Raw genomic sequence first — 24,321 nt, 5'->3', positions numbered from 1 at the left:
GGTGGTGATTGAGCAGGGTGGGGAGAGGGTGCGGTTGGGGGTGGAGAGGTTGGCGGAGGGGTTGGTGTTGCCGAGCCTTATTAGGCCCTGATTTGTAGGCACGAAGTCGTTATTTTTGCCGTTTGGTTGGATGCAAGTTCAAATTCCTCTGTAGAAAATCAGAGCGGAAAGCGAAGGACATTCGTGAATGCAATGGGTCAAAAGCGGATCCTCGATAGTGTTCGAGATCGGATAGAAGCAGACGTTCCGCCATGGCGGGGCGTCTAGACATTGCAGGAACACTTGAAGGCCTGCCGCAGCTTGCCGCCAATAGAGAACGTCAGATTTTCTGATGCGCTGGTGTTGCTTTGAAGTGTTGACAGTGATGGCACTCTGATCTAGATTCGGCATCTCTTTACGCGTTCATAGCTAGACGGTTTCCGTCGACAGCTTAGTCAGGCGTTTCGCCAGACTCAATTACATTGCGTTGTTTTATTCCGCAGAGAAGATCTGCGGCCCTACGCTCGCTTCGCTCACTCCGGTCCACAGATCTTCTCTGCGGCTGATTCTTGGTAAAGAGCCCCCTATCGCATGGACCCGCGACAAAGCATTCTTGCAGACGTTGATCTTGAGCAATGCAAGGTTCATTTCTCAAAAAATCCTATCGTTTTACTTTGCGGAGGATTCGTTCCCGAAAAGGAACATGCCGACGCCGACGACCCACCAGTTAGGTCTCTCCGGGACGCAGTGAAACGCAAAGCACTTCAAATGGCTGCATCACCTCATATATTCCGCCCAGAAGAAATCAAGTCTTGGCACGAAGATGGCGTCTTCAGAAACTTGATGGACTTTGAGGCTGATCTGGGGAGCGTTTGTTCATTGGTGGCAATCGCCGTTGAAAGTGAAGGCGCGATTGCTGAATTGGGTGCGTTTTCTCAGCTGCCGGACTTCAATAAAAAACTGATTGTTTTTGTTCCTGAGGAATATGCGGGTGCTAGTTCATTCATTAATTTAGGAATTCTACGCCATATCAAAGAGAAGCATGGGACAGGGGTAAAGGTATACCCTTGGAGTCCAAAGTTTCCAAATGACATATCTGAAGATGTTGTTAGTGATGTTCTTGAGGATATTGCCACTGAAATATTGGAGCTTCAAAAGACTCAGGCATTTAATGTTGATAATAATATTCATCTCATTGTTTTGATTTATGAGCTTCTAAAGCTATTCGTCGCCCTAAAGGAAAAAGAGTTGATTGACTCGATCAAATCTTTAGGCCGAGAAATACATCGGGATGACTTGAGGCGGAAGCTTTTTCTTCTCCAAGAATTTAGACTTGTCAAAAAAATCGAATACAGCGACTCCACGTTTTATGCGTGTGGTGATGATACTTTTCATAGCCTCCGTCTCGTATTGAAATCGGGTATAGCTGTTGATCCTTTGCGCTTACGTGTTGAATGTGTGAACTACTATAAGGTTACGGTGGCCGAACGCAACCGTAACAGAGCTATTGATCGTGCGAAACTGGGAGGTCATAAATGAGCCTGTATGACTTTCGCAAACATATGTCGGAAATTTTGTCTTTGTCCGAGCATGACGTGGGGCGGCTAATTGTAAGAGCACCTTACGCTTATAAAAGATACTTCATCCCCAAAAAATCTGGCGGCATGAGACCTATCGCACAGCCTGCAAAAGAAACTAAGGTAATACAAGCGTTACTTGTCGATGATTGGTTTTCCCAGCTTCCTGTTCACGAATGCGCTGCTGCCTACAGGCAAGGCTCAAGTATTAAAGCAAACGCAGAGCGACACAAGCAGAACGCTTTTATTGTAAAGTTCGATTTTTCCAATTTTTTTGGCTCTATTACCGAGTCGGACTTAGTCAACCACCTTTCCTACGTACTTTGCGGAAAAATATCAGTACAAAGCATTAAAGATATTGCAAGAATAAGTTGTGTGAGAGACAGAGCTACATCTCGACTTGCTCTCAGTATTGGCGCACCTAGCTCTCCAGTTTTGTCTAATTCAATTATGTATTATTTCGACTTGGCAGTCTGGGCTTGGTGCCTCGATCGTAATATAGTTTACTCTCGCTATGCAGATGACCTTACTTTTTCTACGAATGATAAAGGTGCAACATCTGAGGTCCAAAGTTTCATTTTAGAAACTCTTGAGAAAATTCCGTACCCACGTCTTCAAATTAACTCTGAAAAAACAGTATTTGCCTCAAAGAAAAAGCAGCGTCGTATCACCGGGTTGATTATTTCCAATGATAACGAAGTTTCTTTAGGGCGCGATAAGAAAAGATTAATTAGTGCGATGATTCATCGGTATACTCTTCATGAATTAGATGAAAAGTCAACTCTCCATCTTCAAGGGTTGATGGGTTTTGCACAAGATGTAGAACCGTTATTTGTCGCGAAAATGAGAGGCAAGTATACAGGCCAAGTAATATCGAATTTGCTCAGGCAGAGAGGGAAGAAATCTAAGTGATGCCGTTAGCGTACTTGCGATCTTCGAATTTGAAAGAAATCGGATATGATTTGTTTTCTCTATTTGATGAAGGTCTACGGAAACTGTGCATCCAGATGAGCGATTGAAGGTGTAATCGCGTAAACAGTCAATTTCTGATGGTGGTTGGTGGTGGCTACTTTTGATCACGAAGGCCCAGTCGACTGTTCGATATAGGCAGTCGCCGTTGAATTATTCTAGCAAGTTCATAGTAAGCTATTCGTTTATACGGTCTGGGGCTGCGGGTGACAGATAAGCATATCGAAGGAGCATCATTTTGATAGATAAGTTGGTAGAGCTGGTAGTTGAAAAGTTATGGCCCTCCGTTACGGCAACCGCAAAGGATGCGCAGGTACTTTTTCAATCAAATACGTCTTTTCTGAGTTTAATGAAAACCAGGTCAGACATCTGCGAGCGAGCATGGTTCTTCGGTATAGTCGTGGCTATCGGATTCAGTGCTTTGGGGTTGCCCGCCTTAAGATCAGCAGGCGTGAAACCTAGCCTCGAACTCGCCGGCGTCATGACACTGATGAACTGGTTTTTGATAGCGATCTATGGAGTATGTTTTGGCATTGCAGCTCGTATGCTAGGAACAACTCGCCGGATAATGGTGAGCGTTAACACTTTTTTCTTTCTTTCAGCTTGGCTCGTTGTACTTAAACTTTTCGAGATGCCAGCCCTTGGTGCTCGTTTCACTGCGATTGCTCAGAGCTGCACACTAGATGGCTATGAGGCGGCCGTGCACGCGGCAATCCTTGGCAATCAGATGGCCTATAACTCAGATTGGTTTGTTGTCTTTGGCTACATAGGCTTTGCATACTTGATAGTTCGTATGCAGAAGATTCTGCACGATTTTGGATGGTTGCGAGCCATGGTAGCAGCGATAATAGGTATGGTTTTTTTAGGCTTAGTGGCCGGGTACGTTCAAGGCCCAATCATTTCTCAGTTGATTTGCAGCTATGGCCGAGACTTATAGAGTAGACGCCCATGGATCAGTGTGGGAATTAGGAGTAGGTTATTGGTGCTTCTGACAATCTACATGCCCCACCTATTATTAGAAATATGGAGTCTTTTTGTATGAACTTACTTGCGGCGCAGGTATACCATCTTGAGCTGTTGGACGATGGCCTATATCGACTTTTTTCGAATGGGTCGGTATGTACATTCTCAAAACCCGCAAGTACCAAAAAACATCCAAAGCTGTACACGTTGTCAGCCGCCGGTAATCTCCTATACGTAGGAGTTTCATCCCAACCAATGTCTTCGCGCCTCTCTTTTGGTTTTCGGGCTAAAGGTAAAGGTGGCTATCATGGGTATAAGTGGAAAAATTTAAGGCACAGATTGACCCTGAGCATTTGGACAGGCGAATATCAAGGTAATATCGCGACTTTACGAGATCTGGAAACAGTGGAGGCAGAAGTCGCATTTCTATGTAGGCAAAATTCTGGTCAATGGCCAGAGTTTCAACACGAAATTCATTTCTACTCGTCACTTCTCAGGCATAGAGAGGCAGCTCAAGAGATTTACCTTCACGCTATTCAGAATAACTTCTGAAGTAGAGTGAAGGAAGAAGGTAGGCGTTTTAAGTTTTCAAAAAATAAATCAGTTTCCTTTATTTTAAATATTAAATGAATCCAGCCCTGTTTTTCCTAACATATGATTTATAGTGGTCGTATTGATATGTGGCGATAGCAGGTTGAGCTCTCTTTAACTAATTTGTTGTTTTTTAATGCTTCGTTTAACATGCGTAGAAGTGAAAATTGCAGTTCGTGCCTCAAGTCATTATTGCAAGGGCACTGGTCCTCGTTATGTACTTTTTCCCAGTTTTCGATGCTGGCTTTATAATACCATCCTTGATTTAATCCAAATCCTTTAACTATGTTTCCAGGGTGTTCCACAATAAGGCCGGAAATAGAAATGTGGCCATTGTCGCTTTTTGAAATATGTATGCCTTTTTCATAATTGTAAGGCTCTTGATCTTCAATGATTTTAATTAGCCCGTCTATCTCAATTACAAAATCGCCGTGTGATTTAAGCGCTTTGTTTACAAAACTAAGATCAAATTTTTGATTTGTGCTTGCATAGTATGAAAGCTGTGGAAGTTTATAGAATGTAATCGATTTGAGAGGTGTGTCGTCCCCTCTATTATCTGCAATCCAGAAATTTTCGAATAAAGTAATTTCAGCCGGGATGTGTTTTACAAATTTGGCTTCATAGTCAGGGATCTCTAGGCCTCTTTTGAAAGTCGGTATTGGAGAGTCAATTCGCAGCCTTTCCCAAGGTAACTCTAAAAGCGTTTTCAAGATGAAATCCTCTTCCTTCGGAGGAAATACATCTGATACCTTACTAAGACCATGCTTCTCGCAATATGCCCGCAAGATATAACTCGCAACCTCAATGTGCGATACGACTGTCTGAGGCGGGAGGTTGTTTTTTAGATTCCCAGCCAAGCATGCTTGTTGAGCTTCAAAGCGTAGTCTGCCTTCATCGTCTCCCAGTAAAGTTAAATCATGAACTTTCACTCCGAGGCTCTCTAGAGCTAATCGATCAATGATGTAAATATGACCGTCACCATAACCTGCCCTATATTCAGCTTCTTTATGTACAAGCCATACTGGTTCCTCATACAAGTTTTCACCCATGTGAATGCGCTTTTGTTCTACATATTCATTTGCGGCAAACCAACAAGCTATATGGGGGGTCTTAGTTAAGTCAATGTAGAATGACCTCCAGCCATAATGCTGCAAAACAGCTTGCGAGGTTTCAATGTCGATATCAAAGTAGCTGCAGCCAGAAAATGCTCGAATCATCGCCTTCGCATAGTGTGTCCATTTAAACATAATGTCGGGTACACATCCGTGCCTGCTAAATGAGGTCGGAATGCTCACTTGGCCTGCGTCGTTTGTGTAATGCTTCACTTGTCCACGAAATAAATAACCTTCGCCGTATCGAGAAAAGTGTTCCTCAAGAGCGTTCAGGCTATCAATTCTAGTTTTTATCATAAATAACTTTCCTCGGTTTTTCCCTTGAGTTTAACCAGGGTAGTCAAACGGCAACTCAAAGATTTGAAAAGCATAAGTTCTGCGGCTTGCATAATTTATAGCGGCTCCTAGAAAATATTAAAAACTGTTTGCCGTCAGAGTTCACTTATTGCTTGCTCAGGGTTAATATCTTTGCCGCTTGCGTCGCAAAGTGGAAAGATCTTCTTGCATGGTTTGCAATAGTAGCCTTTCCCTGTTTGATAATCGCCGTAACCAGAAATAGGAATTTTGCAATTTGGACAATGGGGGTTTTTTCCATTGTCCCAATAAATTCCGTATTTTAATGAAAGCTCGGATCTTCGATTGAATGCCCAGAAAATTACAACAAAAATTATATTTAGTGCGAGCGAGGCCAATAGCATTGAAATCAATATTGACTTTTGGATTCCTGTATCGATGGCGGGAAGAATTATTGGGGCTATCTGAACCGCAGACCAAATAATTATTGCGCTGGCGGATAATGCAATACCTTCAGCAGTCTTGGAGATAACTGCATCTTTGATTCGCTCTGAAATTCTCATAAAAAATGCCCTTAAGAAAGCTGATGAATTATTTTTGTTGAACAGAGCAATATCAAGAAATATCAATTTTGTTTACAAGTTCTATTCGTGAGAATGCAAGCTTTTGCATTTCTCTACGACGTCGGAAGTCTCTGGAGTCAGATGCAAATTCCACTACTGTTCTTACTATAGCTGCCTGGGGGTTTTTTTCTTTCGTATGCTCATACCACTCACTCCAAGGGGTAATCAAGTGATCAATGGGAGTTTGCTCGTAGGGGTCTCTGGCTGCGGCGATTAGATACCCTACAGCTACAGCCATTGAGTGATCAAAGGCTACAGTTCCGATCGGGCCTCCAAGTATGAATTCGGCCACTTCGTTTGCGCATAAAGCATTTTCCACATATCTGGTATAAAGCTCTTGATTTTCCTGTCGCAGCGTCATCATAGGGATCAACAATGGAATGTCCAAATAATGATCATGGGGTATGCTGCGCAATACTAACTTCAATCTGACGATGAACTGATCAATGTCTCGAAGAGTAAAGTCGAATCGTGTTGCAAGAAACCCTAGTACGTTTGCTCCGTACTCATAGTCGTCTCGCTCTGAGCGCCTAGAGTTAAAATATTCCAGTATGTCTGGCTGTCTAATGCGTGCGTTAATGTATGCGCCAACATCCTGCGTTTGCAGTTTGTAATCTAAGTCGATAAATCTTCTTAAGTAATGAATGCCATCGAATGATGGGCCGTAAACCCCTTGGAAACTTTTGGAGAGCTGATCCCGATTAATCGCAAGAACAAACACTATACGATCTACATCGAATAGATGTTTGATTCGCTCTAGAACCTCAATTGCATAAGTCGGTTTGCATCTATCCAACTCATCAACAAATAAAATTAGGTTCTCTTGCCCCTCTGGCAATGCATCGAGAGCCTTGCGTAACTGATTTTTAAAAGAGTCTAAGGATTTCTTCTTTATATTAAAGCTATCGACTAGGTTGCCAACAATCCCTCCGGAAAACTCGGAAGCGAGTTTTTCGTATTCTTTATCGAGATCTAGCGCGCCGAAAGTCGCGGCTTTGGTGGCAGCTACTGCGGTCGATTTGATAATGCCTGGTGCATATGTTTTTGCTTTTTCCCATGCTGTTCTGACAGCAGTAGAATTACTTTGGTCGCTAAGCCAGCGATCCAATATCGCCAACATTGGCAGTAAAGGATCCTCTGCGAAATCGCTTTCCCAAGCATTTAGGTAAAGGCTCACCTTTTTTTCGTGCGTCAGGTAGTGCTGCCAAAGCCGAAAAAAAGTCGTTTTTCCTCCGCCCCAAGGGGCGTCAATGGCGAAAACCAAAGGTGATTGGGCATTTAGCAAGACCTGCGACAGGTTCTCGATCTCTGCCTGGCGCTTTAGTAAGTCTTCGGGGCAAGGCCAGACGCTCGTATCGAATTGCATCCCTTTGAAGCGTAGCTGAATCGATTTTCTTTGAGATGGAGTTGTGGCGTCTATAGTCAAAAGGTTTTTCTCCTATTTCAACTTTACGTTGACGATGGCCAAATAATCACCCATGCGCCACTAAATCGCCACTTTTTCCATCCTTAAAGGTTGCTGAACGAAATCCTTTCTTGAATGACTGCTAAGTGATGATACCAACCGCTGTAAACACCAATGTTTAAAAAGACATCTCCAAACACTCTCCCAGGCTACACATCCTTGCGCCTTTGCCTACAGCTACGCCAGAATCCGCCGGCTTGTGCGCTTTTGGGTCGGATTCTATTGTGGTCTGGTCGCTGACGAATCAGCGATCGGGTTTGGTAGCCCGGCTTAGACTTGGCGCATAGCGTCACCCGATACAGGCCTTTTTTGGGGCTGTGTATTTATGGTGGTCATGCGCAGGGCGTCTTCGGGCGCGCCGGTTCTCCAAGTCACCGGTCTACCAACCTTCGTATGGCCACCACCCCTTCGTTTGGTAGCGAAAGATGATGGCTCCTTTTCTATGATTTGGAGATTCACTCATGATCAAACCAACACCCAATCCACCCGAAACCGCCTCGGTTTCCCCCTACGAATCCATCGATTCCAAAAAACTCCACGAAGCCGCCGACCGCGCGCTCGACCATTACCTCTGTCCACCCGGTTCCACGCCGCCCCCACGTAAAAACCGTGGAATGTACGCCGTGACTGCGGACAACAAAACCGAAGAACTGCTGGTCGATGCCAGTGCAACACTCGCTTCGGCCAAAACCATCGCCCAGAACGTCTCCAGCCTGTTGCCGGCATCGCAGCGCCATGCGCTGGCGGGAATTGCGCAGTTGATCATGCTCGGGGAGTTGGCGGTAAATAGGGCGCTGGATAATTTGCAATTGCCGGAGTGATGCGGGTGCCGGGATCACCTGGTGATTGATCGGGTGTTCATTCTGGCGCCTTCGCGAGCAGGCTCGCTCCCACAGGGTTTTGTGCTGATTGCAGATGCTGTTTACGACGCTGAAACCTGTGGGAGCAGTTGATTATTACCGTGCCATTTTCGTGTGGTTATTGAGGCGCTTCAGGACATTCGCGGGTCCATCGCGTCACCGTCATGTCATTGAATTGCTCTCCAATGATGTCGACGCGTAGGCAAGCGCCTTTCTTCGCGTAGTACAAGATGCAGCGCGAGCTATCAAAAGAGCAGCTATCCAGTTCGAAAAACTTGCGTGCAGCCAACTCCCGCTCCACGCCACTGTATTCATAGCCGTCGTTGGTATGCATCCGCGTCGGCTTCCAGCCTTGTTTGACTAGCTTGGACTTGGCCGCAGCCAAACGCTCACCGACGACGATGCCTGCTGGCCCGCGATTGTCGTTTGGCGCCTGTGAGTCATCGGCAAACGCTGCGCTGATACCCATGCAATAAACTGCGACAAGTACGAGGGTTGAGGCCTTCATAGGACAGTTCCTCCGCAGATTTGTAGGTCGATAAAAAGTCCGGATACTCGGCGTAAGGTTGCGGAGGATAGCGATGCTTCTTGCCTGGACCTTCGGGAAGCGCCGCCCACTTTGTTGTCGATTTCTGGTTTCAATCCTTTTCAGGGCATTTGAAGTTCCAGGAATAAACTTTCATGTCTTTGACTTCTTCGCCGACAGTTCCTACACCTAAACAATCTCCGTTCTTGATGTAGTTAAAGCTGCAGACACGGACGCCCTCCGTGCAAGACTCGATTTCATTGAAACCTTTTCTTTGGATGACGTTTTCAACCCCGAACTCACCTGAGTAGGACGGATTCGGCTTCCAGCCATTTTCAATCAAAGCTTTTCGGGCTTTCGAAAATGGCATTCCCTCTTTGATAGGAAGGTCCGCTGCGCTAGAAAATAAACTGAAGCAACATAAAAGGTTGATGGCTAATATTTTTAGTTTCATTTAACAGTACCGCCAAAAATCTACCGTCCATGTACATTTGCGTCGCACAGAATGCCTGAGGCAAAAGTTGCGCTCAACATTTCTTACAATCCTTTGATTGACTGTTGGTGAGTGGCTTCTGTCGAGTCGCTCGCAATGCCTTTACGCCCCGACGGGGTTTACGCTTTGTGCGTGGGGGAAATTGCCGGTAATGGGGCAGATTTGTTTGAGTGGGAAGGTGCCGCAGTAAGGTCTCGAAACACCAACGTTTAAAAAGACATCTCCAGACACTCTCTCAGGCTACATACCCTTGCGCCTTTGCCTACAGCTACGCCAGAATCCGCCGGCTTGTGCGCCTTGGGGGCGGGTTCTATGGTGGTGCGGTCGCTGACGAATCAGTGATCGGATTTGACCGTCCGCCCAATATCAAGGCGCGCCAGCGTTCTGCAGGTGTTCAGGCATTATCTGAAATCATGTCGCGGTGGCTGTGCGTGGGACACCTTCGGGTGTGCCGGATTCCTTGATATCCGGTCGGTCAACCCGCGTACAGCTGCCACCCTGTTTGTTTGACCGCGAACGGTGGCGGCTCCAGTCATCAAGGAGCTTTACCATGATCAAACCAACACCCAACCCGCCCGAAACCGCCTCGGTTTCCCCCTACGAATCCATCGATTCCAAAAAACTCCACGAAGCCGCCGACCGCGCGCTCGACCATTACCTCTGTCCACCCGGTTCCACGCCGCCGCCACGAAAAAACCGTGGGATGTATGCCGTCACCGCCGACAACAAAAACGAAGAACTGCTAACCGATGCCAGTGAAACACTCGCTTCGGCCAAAACCATTGCGCAGAACGTCGCCAGTTTGTTGCCAGCGTCGCAGCGTCGGGCGTTGTTGGGGATTGCGCAGTTGATCATGCTCGGGGAGTTGGCGGTGAATCGGGCGTTGGATAATTTGCAATTGCCGGGGTGATGCGGGTGTCGGGATCACCTGGTGATTGATCGGGTGTTCATTCTGGCGCCTTCGCGAGCAGGCTCGCTCCCACCTTTGAGCGTGTTCCAAGGTGGGAGTGCGCTGGCTCTCCAGTCGCGATAAGTTTCGAAACGATGAACATCCTCAGAAATCACAGCAAGGGTTTGCGAAACCGTTTTTACGTACTCTGGGCCGAAAGCAGCCACCTATAGCTTGGCTAAATCCTACTTGCAAACCTTCAATCGCGTTCCATCAGTGCCACTGCTTTCACTGGTGTCAATCTCGCCGTTACGGTCAATATGAATTTCCGTTGTCGGCCACTGGGGAGTAATGCTGATGCAACGGTTCTGGCCCTTTGCATTCCACCAGTCCAGACGCATGAAGAACTCATCGTCAGGAAAGATATGTCCCGCATCACCCGTTGTTTTTCCCGGCAGCAGTTCACCGCGAACGATGGTGTGCTGTGTGTTCAGGACGTAATTAATGTTCTTGGTGCCGTCTTTTGAGTAGTAAACGACAACTCGCGGTATAGCTATGTACCAGCACGCCACAGCACCAATGAGAAATAGCCCTATCCACCGGCCAATATGTCGTGGTCTATTTTCACTTGCAGACATGTATTTGAACCCCTGTACCCCAGTCAGCAATTGGCACGGCCAACACCTTGTCCATGATGATTTGTGCAGTGACACCGCCGTTCGGATATTCCTTGTAGAGTTCCATTCCGAGGATGATCGACACTCTATCAGGCGCATCGTCCCATGCTCGCATCCCTTCGACACCTTCTGTCCTTCGTGGGCCATCAAACCTCTTGGGGTCTTTGAGGAAGCGCCAACTGTCTGATCCTATTTGCTCAACTCCAGCGCCATCCAACTGCACGCTGTCAGAGAGTCCACCGGCTAAGCCGACGTACCCATAATGGATGTTCGACCAGATATCGTAGTAGAAGTCATACGGCCCCTGTTTATGCCAAGGTGCGCCAAATAGTTTGGCCAATTTGGGCTTGTGATCCCAATCCTGACCCTGTCCCACCTTATTCGTCCAGATGGCGAAAGCCTTCGCCTTTTTTCCAAGTGCCATGCTGTAAAACTGGGGGGCCTGCCCTAGGCGTAGGTAGAGCGGAAGCTCCATGAATTTCTTGGTTTCCGCCTCAGGATCGAAGCTGTTTAATTCTTTCATTTCCAAGACTGCTGGGTCATTGATATTGCGGTTCATCTCATCGGCGATGTAATTGGCCAGTTGCTCCATCATGTCAGGGTCTTTGCACGTAGTAGGTGCTTCCGGCACTGTCTTCGCTTCGGGTTTTTCGGCACTGGCTTGCGGATCTACCAAGGCATTCGCCGCCAGAGCTTTCTCTTTCAAATTTGGATCAGCGAGCAAGGTCGCCATCTTTTCATCGTCCACAGTCCCATCTGGGCGGAACGCTCCCAGTGCCATGAAGTTAATGATGGTTGCACCGCCAGCATCGCCCATGACAAAACCACCACCTACATCGCCTGAACCGGTGATGATGGTTCCACCATGGCTGGTAGGACTGCCAAGGTGGGCCATAGGACGGCCATTCACTTGAATCGATGAGAAACCTGTGGTGATTACAGCGCCACACCCACATGTATCACCAACGCGGGCGGAGCCCATAAAGTTGATATTTACGTCGCCACTGGCGGAGGCAATCGGGGTAGTGCCATGGCCGGGCAAAGGGCAGACATGTTTATCACCCAGTCGTGCAGAAGCAATCATGTATCGTCTTTGAATCGTTGCGAGGCGTGCCAGCTTATGGCTGCGGTAGTCTGACTTTACCGGGAAGCTCAAAAAATGGCTGCAAGACAAATCCTAAAAGCCTTGTTGAAAAATCTCCCTTTTCCGTGTCAGTTGTTTTCTATGACTGAGTTGTCTTGCGGGGTACGGCGACCTAGAAGACCTTGGCGATTATGGCTTTGGTTAAGGGCCTTATCGGTTATGGCTTTGGTGATTCTGGAGGCTGCGTGAGTGGACGCGGCCCTCACCCCAGCCCTCTCCCTGAGGGAGAGGGGGCCGACCGAGGTGTCTTGCGGGGTACGTCGACCTGGAAGATTCTGGCGATTATGGTTCGGTGAAGGAACGTAGCGATTATGGCTTTGGTGAAGGGCCTTCGATTTGGCTTTGTGAGCTTGGCGATTTTGGATTCAACGAAAGACGTTCAAGTCGGTGTAACTCTCGAATATCCCCGAATCGGTTCCCTCTACCTCTGGGCGGTCCGACGTTTCGGGAGGGCTAGGGTGAGGGGCTTTCCGTTCGGGACATCAAAGTCTCCAGCCTGGCCAACGGCGGCGCATCCTGGTTGCGGTCGAATACTTGGATGCCGATCTTCAGCAATCGACCATTCTCTGCCGCTGCGATTACCTGTTCGCAGCGCAACAACAACCGCCCCTGATCACACTCAACGGCCTTCATGCCAACCGGCAACCGACCCTCAAGCCGCAACTCCGCCATCCGACTCTGCGCCGCAATCATCGCCACCGACCGATCCCGTAAAACCCCACTACTCTGCGTCATCAACCCCGCCACCCGCACAGCCGCCGACATCGCCACGGCAATAATCGCCAGCGCCACCAGCACTTCAATCAACGTGAAACCCGCTTCCCGCGAACGCGCACACATAAACGGCCCAAAACCAAAACCCAGCCCTCGACGCTAACCCGCGTCCTTGACGGCTTGACGACGAAAACACCCGAGGATTTTCAACATCACTGACATATCTTCTTGCAACACTGCGCGTCGAATCGAATCAAGCCAGGGTATGTCGAGATGGATATCGCACCTTTCAAATCGCTTCAGCAACCGTTGCGCACGCCGCGTGGGCAGCAGGGTTTTACCCTGATCGAGATCATGGTGGTCGTGGTGATTCTGGGGATTTTGGCGGCGATGGTGGTGCCCAAGGTGCTGGACCGGCCGGATCAGGCGCGGGCGACGGCGGCGAAGCAGGACATTGGTGGGTTGATGCAGGCGTTGAAGTTGTATCGCCTCGATCACGGTACTTACCCGAGCATGAACCAGGGCCTGAAGGTGTTGGTGGAGCGGCCGGCGGAGGCGAAGAACAGCAATTGGCGCTCGTATCTGGAGCGCTTGCCGAACGATCCGTGGGGGCGTCCTTATCAATACCTCAACCCCGGCGCGAATGGCGAGATCGACATCTTTTCCCTCGGTGCCGACGGTCAGCCGGACGGCGACGGCGTGAATGCCGATATCGGTTCCTGGCAGTTGTAAGGCCGGCCATGAACAGCCGCTCGCCTGAGGGGGCGAAGCAACAGGGCATGGCGATTATCAGCGCGTTGTTGATTGCGGCCGTGGTGGCGGTGATTGCGGCGGGCATGTTGACGCGCCAGAGCGTGTCGACCCGTGCGCTGGAGGCGGATCAGCAGCGTGTGCAGGGGCGTTGGCTGGTGCTGGGCGGGTTGGAGATCAGCCGTCAGTTGTTGTGGGATGCACGTCAGCGCGATCCGTTGACCCGGCTCGATCAGCCGTGGGCGCAGCGTCTCTCCGCGCAAGGTTTTGAAGGGCGACTGGAGGATGAGCAGGGCAAGTTCAACCTGCGCAATCTGGTGGCCAACGAGCGGGTGGATGAGGCGCAGGTGGCGGCGTTTCAGCGCTTGTGCGAGTTGATCGGGGTCAGTGCCGGGTTGAGTCAGCGCATCAGTCAGCGGGTGATTGCCTCGTACCCGCGACTGCTGAATCCGCAGATGGCCGAGGCGCCGAAAAGTGGTTTCGACAGCGGCCGTGCGACCTCGCCCAATGCCTCGCGCAAACCGCAGAATCCGACAATGCCGATGCTGCGCAGCCTTGAGGATTTGCGCAGTGTCGACGGCGTGAATGAGGCGGTGATGGGCAGGCTGGCGCCGTATCTGACGGTGATCCCCGCGACCACTTGGCTCAACGGCAATACTGCAACCGCGCCGGTGTTGGCCGCGTATGTGCCGGGGCTGTCGCTGGAGCGCGCCAATGCACTGATCGCCGAGCGTGATGCCGGACGCTGGTTTATCAACCGTGGCGATTTTGTTAACCGCTTGCGCATGCCGCAACTGGAGCTGACCAGCGTCAAGGTCGGCATCACCAGTGACTGGTTTCGCCTGCGCGGTGAGGCGCGGCGCGATCAGCGGCGGGTCAGTCTTGAGGCGTTGCTGCATCGCAGCCAGGACCGCTTGCCGCAGGTGATTTGGTCGCGGGTGGGCGTATGAGCCAGTTGAAAGTGGCGTTGCCGCCCTTGGCGGAGCTGGATCTGCACAGTGAATTGCACTGCGCGTGGCTGGATCGTCAGGGCCAGGTCACGCGGGAAGAACGCCACAGTCTGAGCCAGTTGAGCCAGCAGTCGAAACTGCCGCCGCTGGTGTGTTTTCTGCACCCGGCTGACAGCCTGTTGGCGAGTCTCGATTTACCGCCGTTGCCGGCCAACAAGATCGTTGCAGCGGTGCAGTGTGCGGCGCAGGCGTTGATGCTCGGCGACAGCAGCGAGATGCACATCGCGCACAGCGCGCGGGACGAGGCCGGGCAGGTGCAGATCGCTTGGGTGCCTCGGCAGCGCTTGTTGGGTTTTGCTCAGTTGCTGAAAAGTGCTGGGCTGAACCTGCGCGGTCTCTACCCGGCGCCGTTTAGTTTGCCGGTGTTGCCGGGCACCGTTGCTTGCGTGCAGGACGGGCATCTGTTGTTGCGCGATAGCGTGCAAGCGGCGCGGGTGCAGCCGTTGTTTGATGACAGCCTCGACGGTGTGGTGTGGGAACCGGGCATCACTTTGCACTGGATCGGTGAGCAACCGCCGCCGGGTGCCGAATTGCCGATGACCGATGCGCAGCGCTGGACCGGGCCGCTACCGGGTTGGGGGCTGCATGGTGCAGTCCAACAGCAACAAACCGAGCATCGCGGCTGGGGCAGGGCGATCGCCCTGTCAGCGTTGGCCGTGGCCGTTTGGGTGATTGGTTTGAACCTGTATGCCGCTCGCGAGGCCGGGCAGGGTCAGCGGTTGAAAACCCAAATGAATCTGCGGGTAAAACAGGCCTTCCCTGAGTTGCCGGTAATCCTCAATCCGGTGCAGCAGGCGCGTCAGCAATTGGCGGCGCGGCAGAAGGGCGCGGCGGATGATCCGGCGCAGACGTTCAGTCGTCTGGTGTTGCAGGCCGGCAGCGGCATGCCGTCGATGGCCGGCAGTGTCGAGCGGCTGACGTTTGTCGACGGCGCGTTGCAGTTGAGTCTGCTGAGTGAAGCCCGTCGCGGCGGCAATGATCAGGAGTGGCAAAGCACCTTGGCTCAGGCCGGTATCAGTATCACCGCCGATGACGAGGGCTGGACCTTGCGTCCGGCTACTGAAGCCACCCCGAGCGACAGCGATGACAGCGGCGGAGCGGAAGAAGATGAATAAGGCCTCGCTCGCGCTCTATCGCGCCAAGTGGCAACGCTTCAACGCTCAGGTGCAGGCGCGTTGGCAGCCGTTGGCGTTGCGTGAAAAACGCATGGTTGCCGGCATGGCCATTGCGCTGATCGGCCTGCTGCTGTGGGTTGCGCTGATCCAGCCGCCGCTGAAGAAAATCGCCTATTGGCAAACCGAAACGCCAAAGCTGCGCGCGCAGACCGAAGCGCTGGAAGTGCTGTTGCGCGAAGTCAGCGTGCGCCCGGACGGGCAAAGCGTGGCGCAGTCGCTGGAGCAAACCCTGCAGGCCAGTGGTTTGGCGGGACATTACCAACTACAGGAGGCACAGGGCGCCTGGCAGTTGCCCTCCGACGGGGCGCCCGCCGACGCCGTGCTCGACTGGCTGTTGAGCAACCCGGCACAACTTTCTCTGCAAGTGGTCGAGGCCCGTTTGCAACGCGCGGACAACCCCTCGACCGAAGTCACCGCCGGCACTTTGTCAGGCACCGGTCGCATGGATCAGGCGCGGGGCGCTAAGGAAGCTTCATGAAGGGGTCAGGACCCAAACCGGCACGCCGGGCGTTCCCGAAGCGGCTGAGGGCGTGGAGCGCGGGCAGCAACACCAATGCGCCACAAACCCAACCGCCGCTGCTGGTCGACAGTGAACTCGGTCGGCCATTGGCCAATACCCAGCGCAGCGGCGATGCGGTGGCCGATCGCGAACGGGCGCAAGCGCAGGCGCGACCAGCGCCCAAGCAACTGCACAACATCAGCAAAGGCGCACGTACGGGCGCCGTTGCACCGAGCAGCGCGGCGCTGGGCAATCCCCTGGGCGATCAACCGGTGACGCTGAATTTCGTCGATGCCGATATTCAAGCGGTGGTGCGTTCATTGTCGCGTTCCAGCGGCCGGCAGTTTCTGGTCGATCCACGGGTCAAGGGCACTCTGACGTTGGTCTCGGAAGGTCAGGTCCCGGCGAAGCAGGCGTACGACATGCTGCTGGCGTCGTTGCGCATGCAGGGGTTCAGCGTGGTCGATGTCGGCGGCGTGGCGCATGTGGTGCCGGAAGCTGATGCCAAATTGCTTGGCGGGCCGGTTTACAGCGCCGACCAGCCTGCGGGCAACGGCATGCTCACGCGCACGTTTCGGCTGCAATACGAGAACGCGGTGAACCTGATTCCGGTGCTGCGGCCGATCGTGTCGCCGAACAACCCGATCAACGCGTATCCGGGCAACAACACCATTGTCGTCACCGATTACGCCGATAACCTCAACCGTGTGGCGCAGTTGATTGCCAGCATCGATTCGCCCAGTGCGATCGATACCGATGTGGTGCAGATCCAGAACGGCATCGCTGCCGACATCGCGCCGATGGTCGCCGAGCTGCTGGATGCGCCAGGCAATGATCCGACGCAGAAAATAGCGGTGATCGGTGATCCGCGTTCCAACACCATCATCATTCGTTCTGGCAGCCCGGAGCGTACGGAACTGGCGCGCAATCTGATCTACAAACTGGATAACGCGCAGAGCAATCCGAGCAATCTGCACGTGGTTTATCTGCGTAACGCGCAAGCGGCGAAACTGGCGCAGGCGTTGCGTGGGCTGCTCACTGGCGAGAGCGATAGCGGCACCAGCGACAGTGCGCGTTCGGTGCTCAGTGCGATGGGTGCAAGTACTGGCGGCAGCGCTGGGCAGAACGGCCAGAGCGGTACGCAAACCAGCGGCACAACATCGACCAACAGCAGCGGCAGCACGGGCGGCAGTTACGCTCAGGGCAGCAGTGGCAGCGCAACTGGCAGTGGCGGTGCGCAAAGCAGCGAGCAGAACGTCGCCTTCAGTGCTGGCGGGGTGACCATTCAGGCTGACGCCACCACCAACACCTTGCTGATTTCCGCGCCGGAGCCGGTGTATCGCAACCTGCGCGAAGTCATCGATCTGCTCGACCAACGCCGCGCACAAGTGGTCATCGAAAGCCTGATCGTCGAAGTCGGCGAGGACGATGCCAGTGAGTTCGGCGTGCAATGGCAGACCGGCAATCTCGGTGGCAACGGCGTGATCGGCGGCGCGAATCTGGGTGGTTCGGGGATCAACGTCAACGGCAAGACCAGCATCGATGTGCTGCCGCAAGGCTTGAACCTCGGCTACGTCAACGGCACCGTGGACATTCCCGGGATCGGCAAGATTCTTGACCTCAAAGTGCTGGCCCGGGCGTTGAAGAGCAAGGGCGGCACCAACGTGTTGTCGACGCCAAACCTGCTGACCCTCGATAACGAAGCGGCGAGTATTTTTGTCGGCCAGACCATTCCGTTTGTCAGCGGCAGTTATGTGACTGGCGGTGGCGGCACCAGCAATAACCCGTTCCAGACCGTGACCCGTGAAGAGGTCGGTTTGAAGCTCAATGTGCGCCCGCAGATTTCCGAGGGCGGTACGGTGAAGCTCGATATCTATCAGGAAGTCAGCAGCATTGATGAGCGGGCTTCGGCCAGTGCCAATTCGGCGGGCATCGTCACCAACAAACGTGCAATCGACACCAGTATTTTGCTCGACGACGGCCAGATCATGGTGCTCGGCGGGTTGCTGCAGGACGGCTACAGCCAGAGCAATGACGCGGTGCCTTGGCTGGGCAGTCTGCCGGGAATCGGCGCGCTGTTTCGCAATGAACGCCGGGCGATCACCAAGACCAATCTGATGGTGTTTCTGCGTCCGTACATCATTCGCGACAGCGAAGCGGGGCGCAGCATCACCCTCAACCGTTACGACTTCATGCGCCGCGCCCAGGGCGGTTTGCAGCCTGAGCGCAGCTGGGCGATGCCGGACATGCAGGCGCCGCAGTTGCCGACGGCGGCGCAGGGTGTGCCTGCGGTGTTACCGAGCTCCGGCCCACGCGCAACCATCAAAGCGGTGCCCATCCAATGACTCCCCCATCACCCTTTGATTTGGAAAACGGACCTGTAGGAGCTGCCGAAGGCTGCGATCTGTTGATCCTGCTCTTCGACGGACCCAAACGGCCAAAAATCAAAAGATCGCAGCCTTCGGCAGCTCCTACAGGGATTGGGGAGGGTTTGAGATGAGTGTGTTGCCTTACGCCTGGGCCAAGGCGCAGCGCATTCTTTTGTGCGATGGCGTGCTGACGGTGTGCCCGTCGACGCCGGGCTGGTCGATCAGCGAAGCACGACGGCAGTTTGGCGCGGCCACGATTCAGCGGGTGCGCGATGATGAGCTTGATGGCTTGCTTGCCAGTGCCTATGCGGATACAGGCAGCGCAGCGGCGGTGGTCGGCGCGGCAGAAAACGAAGTCGACCTCGACCGCCTGATGCAGGACATGCCGGAAATCACCGACCTGCTCGACACCCAGGACGGCGCGCCGGTAATCCGCATGATCAACGCACTGCTGACCCAAGCCGCGCGCGATGAAGCCAGCGACATCCACATCGAACCGTTCGAAACCCATTCGGTGGTGCGCTATCGGGTCGACGGCACCCTGCGTGACGTGGTCTCACCGCGCAAGGCGTTGCACGGTGCGCTGGTGTCGCGGATCAAGATCATGGCGCAACTCGACATCGCCGAAAAACGCCTGCCGCAGGACGGTCGCATCGCCTTGCGCGTGGCCGGGCGGCCGATCGATATTCGTGTTTCCACCGTGCCGACCGGGCATGGCGAAAGGGTGGTGATGCGTCTGCTCGACAAACAGGCCGGGCGTCTGCATCTGGAAACGCTGGGCATGGACGCGCAGGTGTTGGCCAAACTTGATCACCTGATTCGCCAGCCCCACGGCATTGTGCTGGTCACCGGCCCCACCGGCAGCGGCAAGACCACCAGCCTTTACGCCGCACTGGCGCGACTCGATGCGAGCACTAGCAACATCCTCACCGTCGAGGATCCGGTGGAATACGACTTGCCGGGGATCAGCCAGATTCAGGTGAATGCCAAGATCGACATGACTTTTGCCTTGGCGCTGCGAGCGATCCTGCGCCAGGACCCGGACATCATCATGATCGGCGAAATCCGCGATCTGGAAACCGCGCAAATCGCCGTGCAGGCTTCGTTGACCGGTCACCTGGTGCTGGCAACCTTGCACACCAACGACGCGGTGTCGGCGGTCAACCGCTTGATCGACATGGGCGTCGAACCGTTTCTGTTGGCGTCTTCAATGCTCGGCGTTTTGGCGCAGCGCTTGGTGCGGCGCCTGTGCAATCACTGCAAGCAAGAAGACCCAACGGCACCGGGCACTTGGCGCCCGGTCGGTTGTGCTGCGTGTAATCAAACCGGTTACAGCGGCCGCACCGGCATTCACGAATTGTTCTGCATCGATGATGACATCCGCACCCTGATCCACCAAGGGGCAGGGGAGCAGGCCTTGCGCGCATCCGCCGCCAAGGCCGGGATGTTCAGCCTGCGTGAGGACGGTGAGCGCTGGATTCGCAGCGGCGCCACCGCCCCTGAAGAAATCCTCCGTGTGACACGGGACGCCTGATGAATCGCTATCGTTTTGAAGCCGCCGATGCCACCGGCAAGATTGAATCCGGGCACCTTGAGGCGGACAGCCAAGGCGCTGCGTTCAGTGTTTTGCGTGGGCGCGGATTGACTGCGCTGTCGGTAAGCAAAGAAAGCAACGTCGCCAGTCACGGCGGCGGTGGACTGTTCAGCGCCAAGCTTTCAGACAACGACTTGGCTTGGGCCACGCGGCAACTGGCGAGTTTGCTCGGCGCCAGTCTGCCACTGGAAGCCGCGCTGAGCGCCACGGTGGAGCAGGCCGAAAAAAAGCACATCGCCCATACGCTCAGTGCCGTGCGTGCGGATGTGCGCAGTGGCATGCGTCTGGCGGAATCGCTGGCGGCGCGGCCACGGGATTTTCCCGAGATTTATCGCGCATTGATTGCGGCGGGCGAGGAATCGGGTGATCTGGCGCAGGTCATGGAACGGCTGGCCGACTACATCGAGGAGCGCAACAACCTGCGCGGCAAGATTCTCACCGCGTTCATCTATCCGGGCGTGGTTGGACTGGTGTCGATCGGCATCGTGATTTTCTTGCTCAGTTATGTGGTACCGCAGGTGGTCAGCGCGTTTTCTCAGGCGCGGCAGGACTTGCCGGGGCTGACGTTGGCGATGCTCAACGCCAGTGATTTCATAAGGGCGTGGGGCTGGTTGTGTGCGGCGATCATCGCAGGCGCGTTCTGGAGCTGGCGCCTGTATCTGCGCAATCCGGCGGCACGTTTGAGTTGGCATCATCGTGTGCTGAAATTGCCGCTGTTCGGGCGCTTCATCCTCGGTCTGAACACCGCGCGTTTTGCCTCGACGTTGGCGATTCTCGGCGGCGCCGGGGTGCCGTTGTTGCGTGCGCTGGAGGCGGCGCGGCAGACGTTGTCCAATGATCGCCTGAGTTTGAGCGTCACTGAGGCCACGGCCAAGGTGCGTGAGGGTGTGAACCTGGCGGCGGCGTTGCGGGTGGAGAATGTGTTTCCGCCGGTGCTGATTCACCTGATTGCCAGCGGCGAGAAAACCGGGTCATTGCCACCGATGCTCGAGCGGGCGGCGCAAACCCTGTCCCGCGATATCGAACGGCGGGCGATGGGCATGACCGCGCTGCTTGAGCCGCTGATGATTGTGGTGATGGGCGGGGTGGTGCTGGTGATTGTGATGGCGGTGTTGTTGCCGATTATTGAGATCAATCAACTGGTCCAGTAGCCGGTTTTGATGGTGTCTGACCTGGCCTCATCGCTGGCAAGCCAGCTCCCACAGGGGGCGGAGTTGTTGATGCGATCTGTGTCACAACAGAAAACCTGTGGGAGCTGGCTTGCCAGCGATGGGGCCAGTCGGGGCAATAAATAATCCAGATTTTTTCCCAGGACTGCGGTATCACCCGACCCTCGATTCCCCCATCCTCGGGTTCTCCTTTCTGTCATCTGCAACCACCCGCCAACGGCTCCAGCCCGATTCCGCCAAACCCCTGATCCAGACCCTTCGCCGGCCCCAACAAACACCCGAGAAAATCCCTTCGGAAACGCCTCACAGCTCCCGAGGTTTTTTCCTTTATCTGTCACCGGAACCTGCGAATTTCTCAGTGCGACTTCACCACGGCCAACGCCAGCGAGGGCCCGGTGAGTCTTCCCAGCGTCATGCAAGCAACCCCGAAAACCTGTGTTCACAAACCAGTTGAAAAGGAGATTCTTCATGTTCAAGCGCACTCTGATCGCCGCCTCCCTGACCGTCGCCGCTCTGGCTTCCGCGCAAGCCATGGCCGTTACCGGTGGTGGTGCAACGCTGCCTGCCGCTCTGTACAAAGGTTCTGCCGACAGCATCCTGCCAGCCAACTTCTCCTACGCCGCCATCGGTAGCGGCGGTGGCAAGACTGCTTTCCTGAAGAACAACCCTGCTGGCTTCGGCACCACCGGCACCGTGCACTTCGCCGGTAGCGACTCGATCCTCAGCGCTTCGGAACTCAGCACCTACACCACCGAATTCGGTGCTTCGTACGGCCCGCTGATCCAACTGCCTTCGGTGGCCACTTCGGTTGCCATCCCGTACAAAAAGGCCGGCCAGACTGCTCTGAACCTGACCAGCGCTCAGCTGTGCGATGCTTTCTCCGGCGCTAAAACCACTTGGGGCGCTCTGCTGGGCACGGCTGACACCACCCCGATCCGCGTGGTTTATCGCAACGTTTCCAGCGGTACTTCGGAAATCCTCAGCCGTCACTTGAACTCGGTCTGCCCGACCCAGTTCGCCACCAACTCCACCTTCACCAATGCTCGTCTGCCAGCCGGTTCGGCACTGCCGTCGAACTGGGTCGGCGTCGCTAACACTTCCGACGTCGCCACTACCGTGAACGCGGTTGACGGTTCGATCGGTTATGTCGGTCCGGACGGTGTTGACGCTACCAGCAACGCTGTTGTGGCTCGCGTCAACGGTGTTCAGCCTACTTCGCTGAACGTGACTCTGGCACTGTCTTCGGTGTCGGCTCCTTCGACTCCAGCCCAGGCTGCCAACCCTGCCAACTGGTCGCCAGTGGTGGCTAACCCGGCATTGGGTTACAAACTCGCTGCCTACACCAACTTCATCTTCGGTCAGTGCTACAAGGACGCAGCCGTGGCCGCTTCCGTGAAGGCCTTCCTGACCACTCACTACAGCATCCCGGGCAACAACACGGCGACTCAGGCGCACAAGTTCGTCGCCGTGCCTGATTCGTGGAAAAACGCTGTAACCGCCAACTTCATCACCAACACGTCGGGCAACAACCTGGACATCAACAACACCACCGTGTGCAACACCATCGGTCGTCCTTTGTAAGTCGGTTGGTTCAGTCAGCGGTATGAATGGCAGCCCCGCGGGGCTGCCATTTTTTTTGCCCTCGTGCGGAGGGCACTTGATAAGGAGGTGGAGTATGTTGAAGCAGCGAATGATGGTCGCGGTGTTATCAGGCGTAGCACTGGTGTCGAGTTCGGCAGGGGCCGTTACCGGGGGCGGCGCAACCATCCCGGCCAAGCTTTACAAAGGGGCATCTGACAGTATTTTTCCTGCCAGTTTCAGCTATGCAGCGACGGGAAGCGGTATTGGTAAATCTGCATTTCTAACCAACAACGCGGCACAATTCGGGACGACCGGGACGGTACATTTTGCGGCGAGCGAGTCGATTCTCACCGCTACTGAAATTGCAACTTACAACGCTTCCCTCGCTTCTGCCTATGGGCCTTTGATACAGATTCCGTCGGTGGTTACCCCGGTGGTCATTGTTTATAAAAAGGCAGGTCAAACCGCTCTGAATCTGACCTCGGCGCAACTGTGCGACGCGATGTCCGGCGCTGCTACCACTTGGGGAGCGCTTCTGGGCACGAGTGACAGCACTCCAATCCGGCTTGTTTACCCCAGCTATTCGAGTGGCGGCACTGAAGTACTCAGTCGTCATTTGAACGCGGTCTGCCCGATCCGGTTTTCGACCAACGCTATTTTCACCAGTGCGCGCATCAATGCGGGTTCCTCGATACCTTCAAACTGGGTAAGTGTCGGCGCGGATGGCGATGTCAATGCGATGGTCAACAGTGTTGATGGTTCCATCGGCTATCTGGGGCCGGATGGTCTGGATGTGAAGAACAATGCCGTAGTCGCTCGGATCAACGGCGTTCTGCCCACACTCGCTGATTCGACTTTGGCACTGGTGCCTGTTTTGCATCCGCCAACCAGAGTTGTTGAACCGTCAGCCTGGGGGCAAGTGATTGCCAAACCCAGCAGCGGTTACTCGATTTCTGCGACGTCCAACCTGATTTTCTCTCAGTGTTACAAGGATGCCGCGGTTGCCAGCGAGATCAAGAGTTTTCTCAGCAAGCACTACAGCTACCCGGGAAATGTGCCTTCCAACCGTGCTCATGGTTTCGTGGGTATGGCGGACAAAATGAGAGAGGCGGTGATCGCCAACTTTGTTACGAATACTTCGGGCGAAAACCTCGATATCAACAACCCGTCCATTTGTAACGGTATCGGTCGACCTCTTTGAAATACGCCTTCGTTGAGCCAATGGCAGCTGCGTTCGCCACTGCCATTTTCGGTTCTGGCACTCAGCCATCGTGCTCGCAATTACTCCCCTAACATGA

The 24,321-nt window shown here is 53.8% G+C and carries 22 protein-coding genes; 14 read left to right on the top strand and 8 right to left on the bottom strand.

Annotation, left to right across the window (positions count from 1 at the left end; genetic code table 11):
* Positions 1-570 precede the first annotated feature (570 nt).
* From AK821_RS01035 to AK821_RS01025, 3 genes are all read left to right on the top strand, one after another.
* Complete coding sequence (locus tag AK821_RS01035; RefSeq protein ID WP_064387736.1) at positions 571-1,518, top strand: retron St85 family effector protein; 948 nt, start codon at positions 571-573, stop codon at positions 1,516-1,518.
* On the top strand, positions 1,515-2,468 hold the full coding sequence (locus AK821_RS01030) for a retron St85 family RNA-directed DNA polymerase (RefSeq protein WP_064387735.1): 954 nt from the start codon (positions 1,515-1,517) through the stop codon (positions 2,466-2,468). The genes AK821_RS01035 and AK821_RS01030 overlap by 4 nt, the downstream gene beginning before the upstream one ends.
* A 295-nt stretch (positions 2,469-2,763) precedes the next feature.
* A complete protein-coding gene (locus AK821_RS01025) occupies positions 2,764-3,462 on the top strand; it encodes a hypothetical protein (protein WP_064387734.1) in 699 nt (232 codons plus the stop codon).
* A 685-nt stretch (positions 3,463-4,147) separates the two neighbouring features.
* Here the strand turns inward: AK821_RS01025 and AK821_RS01020 are convergent.
* The 3 genes from AK821_RS01020 to AK821_RS01015 form a co-directional block, all read right to left on the bottom strand.
* Positions 4,148-5,488 (bottom strand): FRG domain-containing protein, encoded by a 1,341-nt coding sequence (locus AK821_RS01020; protein WP_064387733.1) that lies wholly within the window; start codon positions 5,486-5,488, stop codon positions 4,148-4,150.
* 134 nt (positions 5,489-5,622) lie between these two features.
* Positions 5,623-6,048, bottom strand: a complete 426-nt coding sequence (locus tag AK821_RS29805) for a hypothetical protein (RefSeq protein WP_152974137.1) — start codon at positions 6,046-6,048, stop codon at positions 5,623-5,625.
* Positions 6,049-6,100: 52 nt separating this feature from the next.
* Positions 6,101-7,534, bottom strand: a complete 1,434-nt coding sequence (locus AK821_RS01015) for a KAP family P-loop NTPase fold protein (protein ID WP_152974136.1) — start codon at positions 7,532-7,534, stop codon at positions 6,101-6,103.
* Positions 7,535-8,034: 500 nt separating this feature from the next.
* Here AK821_RS01015 and AK821_RS01010 point away from each other — a divergent pair, with 500 nt between their 5' ends.
* Positions 8,035-8,394, top strand: a complete 360-nt coding sequence (locus AK821_RS01010; RefSeq protein WP_008087957.1) for a DUF6124 family protein — start codon at positions 8,035-8,037, stop codon at positions 8,392-8,394.
* A 157-nt stretch (positions 8,395-8,551) separates the two neighbouring features.
* Here the strand turns inward: AK821_RS01010 and AK821_RS01005 are convergent, their stop codons facing one another.
* Entirely contained in the window at positions 8,552-8,941 is a 390-nt protein-coding gene (locus tag AK821_RS01005; RefSeq protein WP_064387731.1) for a hypothetical protein, read from the bottom strand.
* A 130-nt stretch (positions 8,942-9,071) separates the two neighbouring features.
* Positions 9,072-9,413, bottom strand: a complete 342-nt coding sequence (locus AK821_RS01000) for a hypothetical protein (protein WP_236708289.1) — start codon at positions 9,411-9,413, stop codon at positions 9,072-9,074.
* 589 nt (positions 9,414-10,002) lie between these two features.
* Between AK821_RS01000 and AK821_RS00995 the strand changes: the two genes are divergently transcribed.
* Complete coding sequence (locus tag AK821_RS00995) at positions 10,003-10,362, top strand: DUF6124 family protein (RefSeq protein ID WP_064387730.1); 360 nt, start codon at positions 10,003-10,005, stop codon at positions 10,360-10,362.
* 224 nt (positions 10,363-10,586) lie between these two features.
* Here AK821_RS00995 and AK821_RS00990 read toward each other — a convergent pair whose 3' ends face one another.
* The 3 genes from AK821_RS00990 to gspI form a co-directional block, all read right to left on the bottom strand.
* Positions 10,587-10,979 carry a hypothetical protein gene (locus AK821_RS00990; RefSeq protein WP_064387729.1) on the bottom strand — a complete coding sequence of 131 codons (393 nt, stop codon included), beginning with the start codon at positions 10,977-10,979 and terminating at the stop codon, positions 10,587-10,589.
* On the bottom strand, positions 10,966-12,102 hold the full coding sequence (locus tag AK821_RS00985) for a polymorphic toxin type 44 domain-containing protein (RefSeq protein WP_064387728.1): 1,137 nt from the start codon (positions 12,100-12,102) through the stop codon (positions 10,966-10,968). Before AK821_RS00985 ends, AK821_RS00990 begins: the two co-directional genes overlap by 14 nt.
* 513 nt (positions 12,103-12,615) lie before the next feature.
* Positions 12,616-13,002 carry a type II secretion system minor pseudopilin GspI gene (gene gspI / locus AK821_RS00980; protein ID WP_064387727.1) on the bottom strand — a complete coding sequence of 129 codons (387 nt, stop codon included), beginning with the start codon at positions 13,000-13,002 and terminating at the stop codon, positions 12,616-12,618.
* Between the two features lie 147 nt (positions 13,003-13,149).
* Here gspI and gspG point away from each other — a divergent pair, with 147 nt between their 5' ends.
* From gspG to AK821_RS00935, 9 genes are all read left to right on the top strand, one after another.
* Positions 13,150-13,608, top strand: a complete 459-nt coding sequence (gene gspG / locus AK821_RS00975) for a type II secretion system major pseudopilin GspG (protein ID WP_064387726.1) — start codon at positions 13,150-13,152, stop codon at positions 13,606-13,608.
* An 8-nt stretch (positions 13,609-13,616) separates the two neighbouring features.
* Positions 13,617-14,576, top strand: coding sequence for a type II secretion system minor pseudopilin GspK (gene gspK, locus AK821_RS00970; RefSeq protein ID WP_064387725.1), 960 nt, complete (start codon positions 13,617-13,619; stop codon positions 14,574-14,576).
* Positions 14,573-15,751 (top strand): type II secretion system protein GspL, encoded by a 1,179-nt coding sequence (gene gspL, locus AK821_RS00965; RefSeq protein ID WP_064387724.1) that lies wholly within the window; start codon positions 14,573-14,575, stop codon positions 15,749-15,751. Before gspK ends, gspL begins: the two co-directional genes overlap by 4 nt.
* Positions 15,744-16,289, top strand: coding sequence for a type II secretion system protein GspM (gene gspM, locus AK821_RS00960; RefSeq protein ID WP_064387723.1), 546 nt, complete (start codon positions 15,744-15,746; stop codon positions 16,287-16,289). The genes gspL and gspM overlap by 8 nt, the downstream gene beginning before the upstream one ends.
* Positions 16,286-18,655 carry a type II secretion system secretin GspD gene (gspD, locus tag AK821_RS00955; RefSeq protein WP_064387722.1) on the top strand — a complete coding sequence of 790 codons (2,370 nt, stop codon included), beginning with the start codon at positions 16,286-16,288 and terminating at the stop codon, positions 18,653-18,655. Before gspM ends, gspD begins: the two co-directional genes overlap by 4 nt.
* Before the next feature lie 151 nt (positions 18,656-18,806).
* Positions 18,807-20,213 (top strand): type II secretion system ATPase GspE, encoded by a 1,407-nt coding sequence (gene gspE, locus AK821_RS00950; RefSeq protein ID WP_064387721.1) that lies wholly within the window; start codon positions 18,807-18,809, stop codon positions 20,211-20,213.
* A complete protein-coding gene (gene gspF / locus AK821_RS00945) occupies positions 20,213-21,424 on the top strand; it encodes a type II secretion system inner membrane protein GspF (protein WP_064387720.1) in 1,212 nt (403 codons plus the stop codon). Before gspE ends, gspF begins: the two co-directional genes overlap by 1 nt.
* A gap of 486 nt (positions 21,425-21,910) precedes the next feature.
* Positions 21,911-23,023, top strand: a complete 1,113-nt coding sequence (locus tag AK821_RS00940; RefSeq protein ID WP_064387719.1) for a substrate-binding domain-containing protein — start codon at positions 21,911-21,913, stop codon at positions 23,021-23,023.
* 94 nt (positions 23,024-23,117) lie between these two features.
* Entirely contained in the window at positions 23,118-24,224 is a 1,107-nt protein-coding gene (locus tag AK821_RS00935) for a substrate-binding domain-containing protein (protein ID WP_064387718.1), read from the top strand.
* The last annotated feature ends 97 nt before the right edge of the window (positions 24,225-24,321 follow it).

This window comes from Pseudomonas sp. RIT-PI-r (assembly GCF_001297015.1).
Taxonomy (GTDB): domain Bacteria; phylum Pseudomonadota; class Gammaproteobacteria; order Pseudomonadales; family Pseudomonadaceae; genus Aquipseudomonas.
The sequence above is the reverse complement of the archived record's forward strand: the minus strand, read 5'-3'. Positions and strand labels throughout refer to the sequence as shown.

Excerpts from the sequence above, each read along its gene's own strand:
- AK821_RS01035 (WP_064387736.1), top strand. The coding sequence starts at position 571 with ATGGACCCGCGACAAAGCATTCTTGCAGACGTTGATCTTGAGCAATGC.
- AK821_RS01030 (WP_064387735.1), top strand. The coding sequence starts at position 1,515 with ATGAGCCTGTATGACTTTCGCAAACATATGTCGGAAATTTTGTCTTTG.
- AK821_RS01020 (WP_064387733.1), bottom strand. The coding sequence starts at position 5,488 with ATGATAAAAACTAGAATTGATAGCCTGAACGCTCTTGAGGAACACTTT.
- AK821_RS29805 (WP_152974137.1), bottom strand. The coding sequence starts at position 6,048 with ATGAGAATTTCAGAGCGAATCAAAGATGCAGTTATCTCCAAGACTGCT.
- AK821_RS01010 (WP_008087957.1), top strand. The coding sequence starts at position 8,035 with ATGATCAAACCAACACCCAATCCACCCGAAACCGCCTCGGTTTCCCCC.
- AK821_RS01005 (WP_064387731.1), bottom strand. The coding sequence starts at position 8,941 with ATGAAGGCCTCAACCCTCGTACTTGTCGCAGTTTATTGCATGGGTATC.
- AK821_RS01000 (WP_236708289.1), bottom strand. The coding sequence starts at position 9,413 with ATGAAACTAAAAATATTAGCCATCAACCTTTTATGTTGCTTCAGTTTA.
- AK821_RS00995 (WP_064387730.1), top strand. The coding sequence starts at position 10,003 with ATGATCAAACCAACACCCAACCCGCCCGAAACCGCCTCGGTTTCCCCC.
- AK821_RS00990 (WP_064387729.1), bottom strand. The coding sequence starts at position 10,979 with ATGTCTGCAAGTGAAAATAGACCACGACATATTGGCCGGTGGATAGGG.
- AK821_RS00985 (WP_064387728.1), bottom strand. The coding sequence starts at position 12,102 with ATGATTGCTTCTGCACGACTGGGTGATAAACATGTCTGCCCTTTGCCC.
- gspI (WP_064387727.1), bottom strand. The coding sequence starts at position 13,002 with ATGTGTGCGCGTTCGCGGGAAGCGGGTTTCACGTTGATTGAAGTGCTG.
- gspG (WP_064387726.1), top strand. The coding sequence starts at position 13,150 with ATGGATATCGCACCTTTCAAATCGCTTCAGCAACCGTTGCGCACGCCG.
- gspK (WP_064387725.1), top strand. The coding sequence starts at position 13,617 with ATGAACAGCCGCTCGCCTGAGGGGGCGAAGCAACAGGGCATGGCGATT.
- gspL (WP_064387724.1), top strand. The coding sequence starts at position 14,573 with ATGAGCCAGTTGAAAGTGGCGTTGCCGCCCTTGGCGGAGCTGGATCTG.
- gspM (WP_064387723.1), top strand. The coding sequence starts at position 15,744 with ATGAATAAGGCCTCGCTCGCGCTCTATCGCGCCAAGTGGCAACGCTTC.
- gspD (WP_064387722.1), top strand. The coding sequence starts at position 16,286 with ATGAAGGGGTCAGGACCCAAACCGGCACGCCGGGCGTTCCCGAAGCGG.
- gspE (WP_064387721.1), top strand. The coding sequence starts at position 18,807 with ATGAGTGTGTTGCCTTACGCCTGGGCCAAGGCGCAGCGCATTCTTTTG.
- gspF (WP_064387720.1), top strand. The coding sequence starts at position 20,213 with ATGAATCGCTATCGTTTTGAAGCCGCCGATGCCACCGGCAAGATTGAA.
- AK821_RS00940 (WP_064387719.1), top strand. The coding sequence starts at position 21,911 with ATGTTCAAGCGCACTCTGATCGCCGCCTCCCTGACCGTCGCCGCTCTG.
- AK821_RS00935 (WP_064387718.1), top strand. The coding sequence starts at position 23,118 with ATGTTGAAGCAGCGAATGATGGTCGCGGTGTTATCAGGCGTAGCACTG.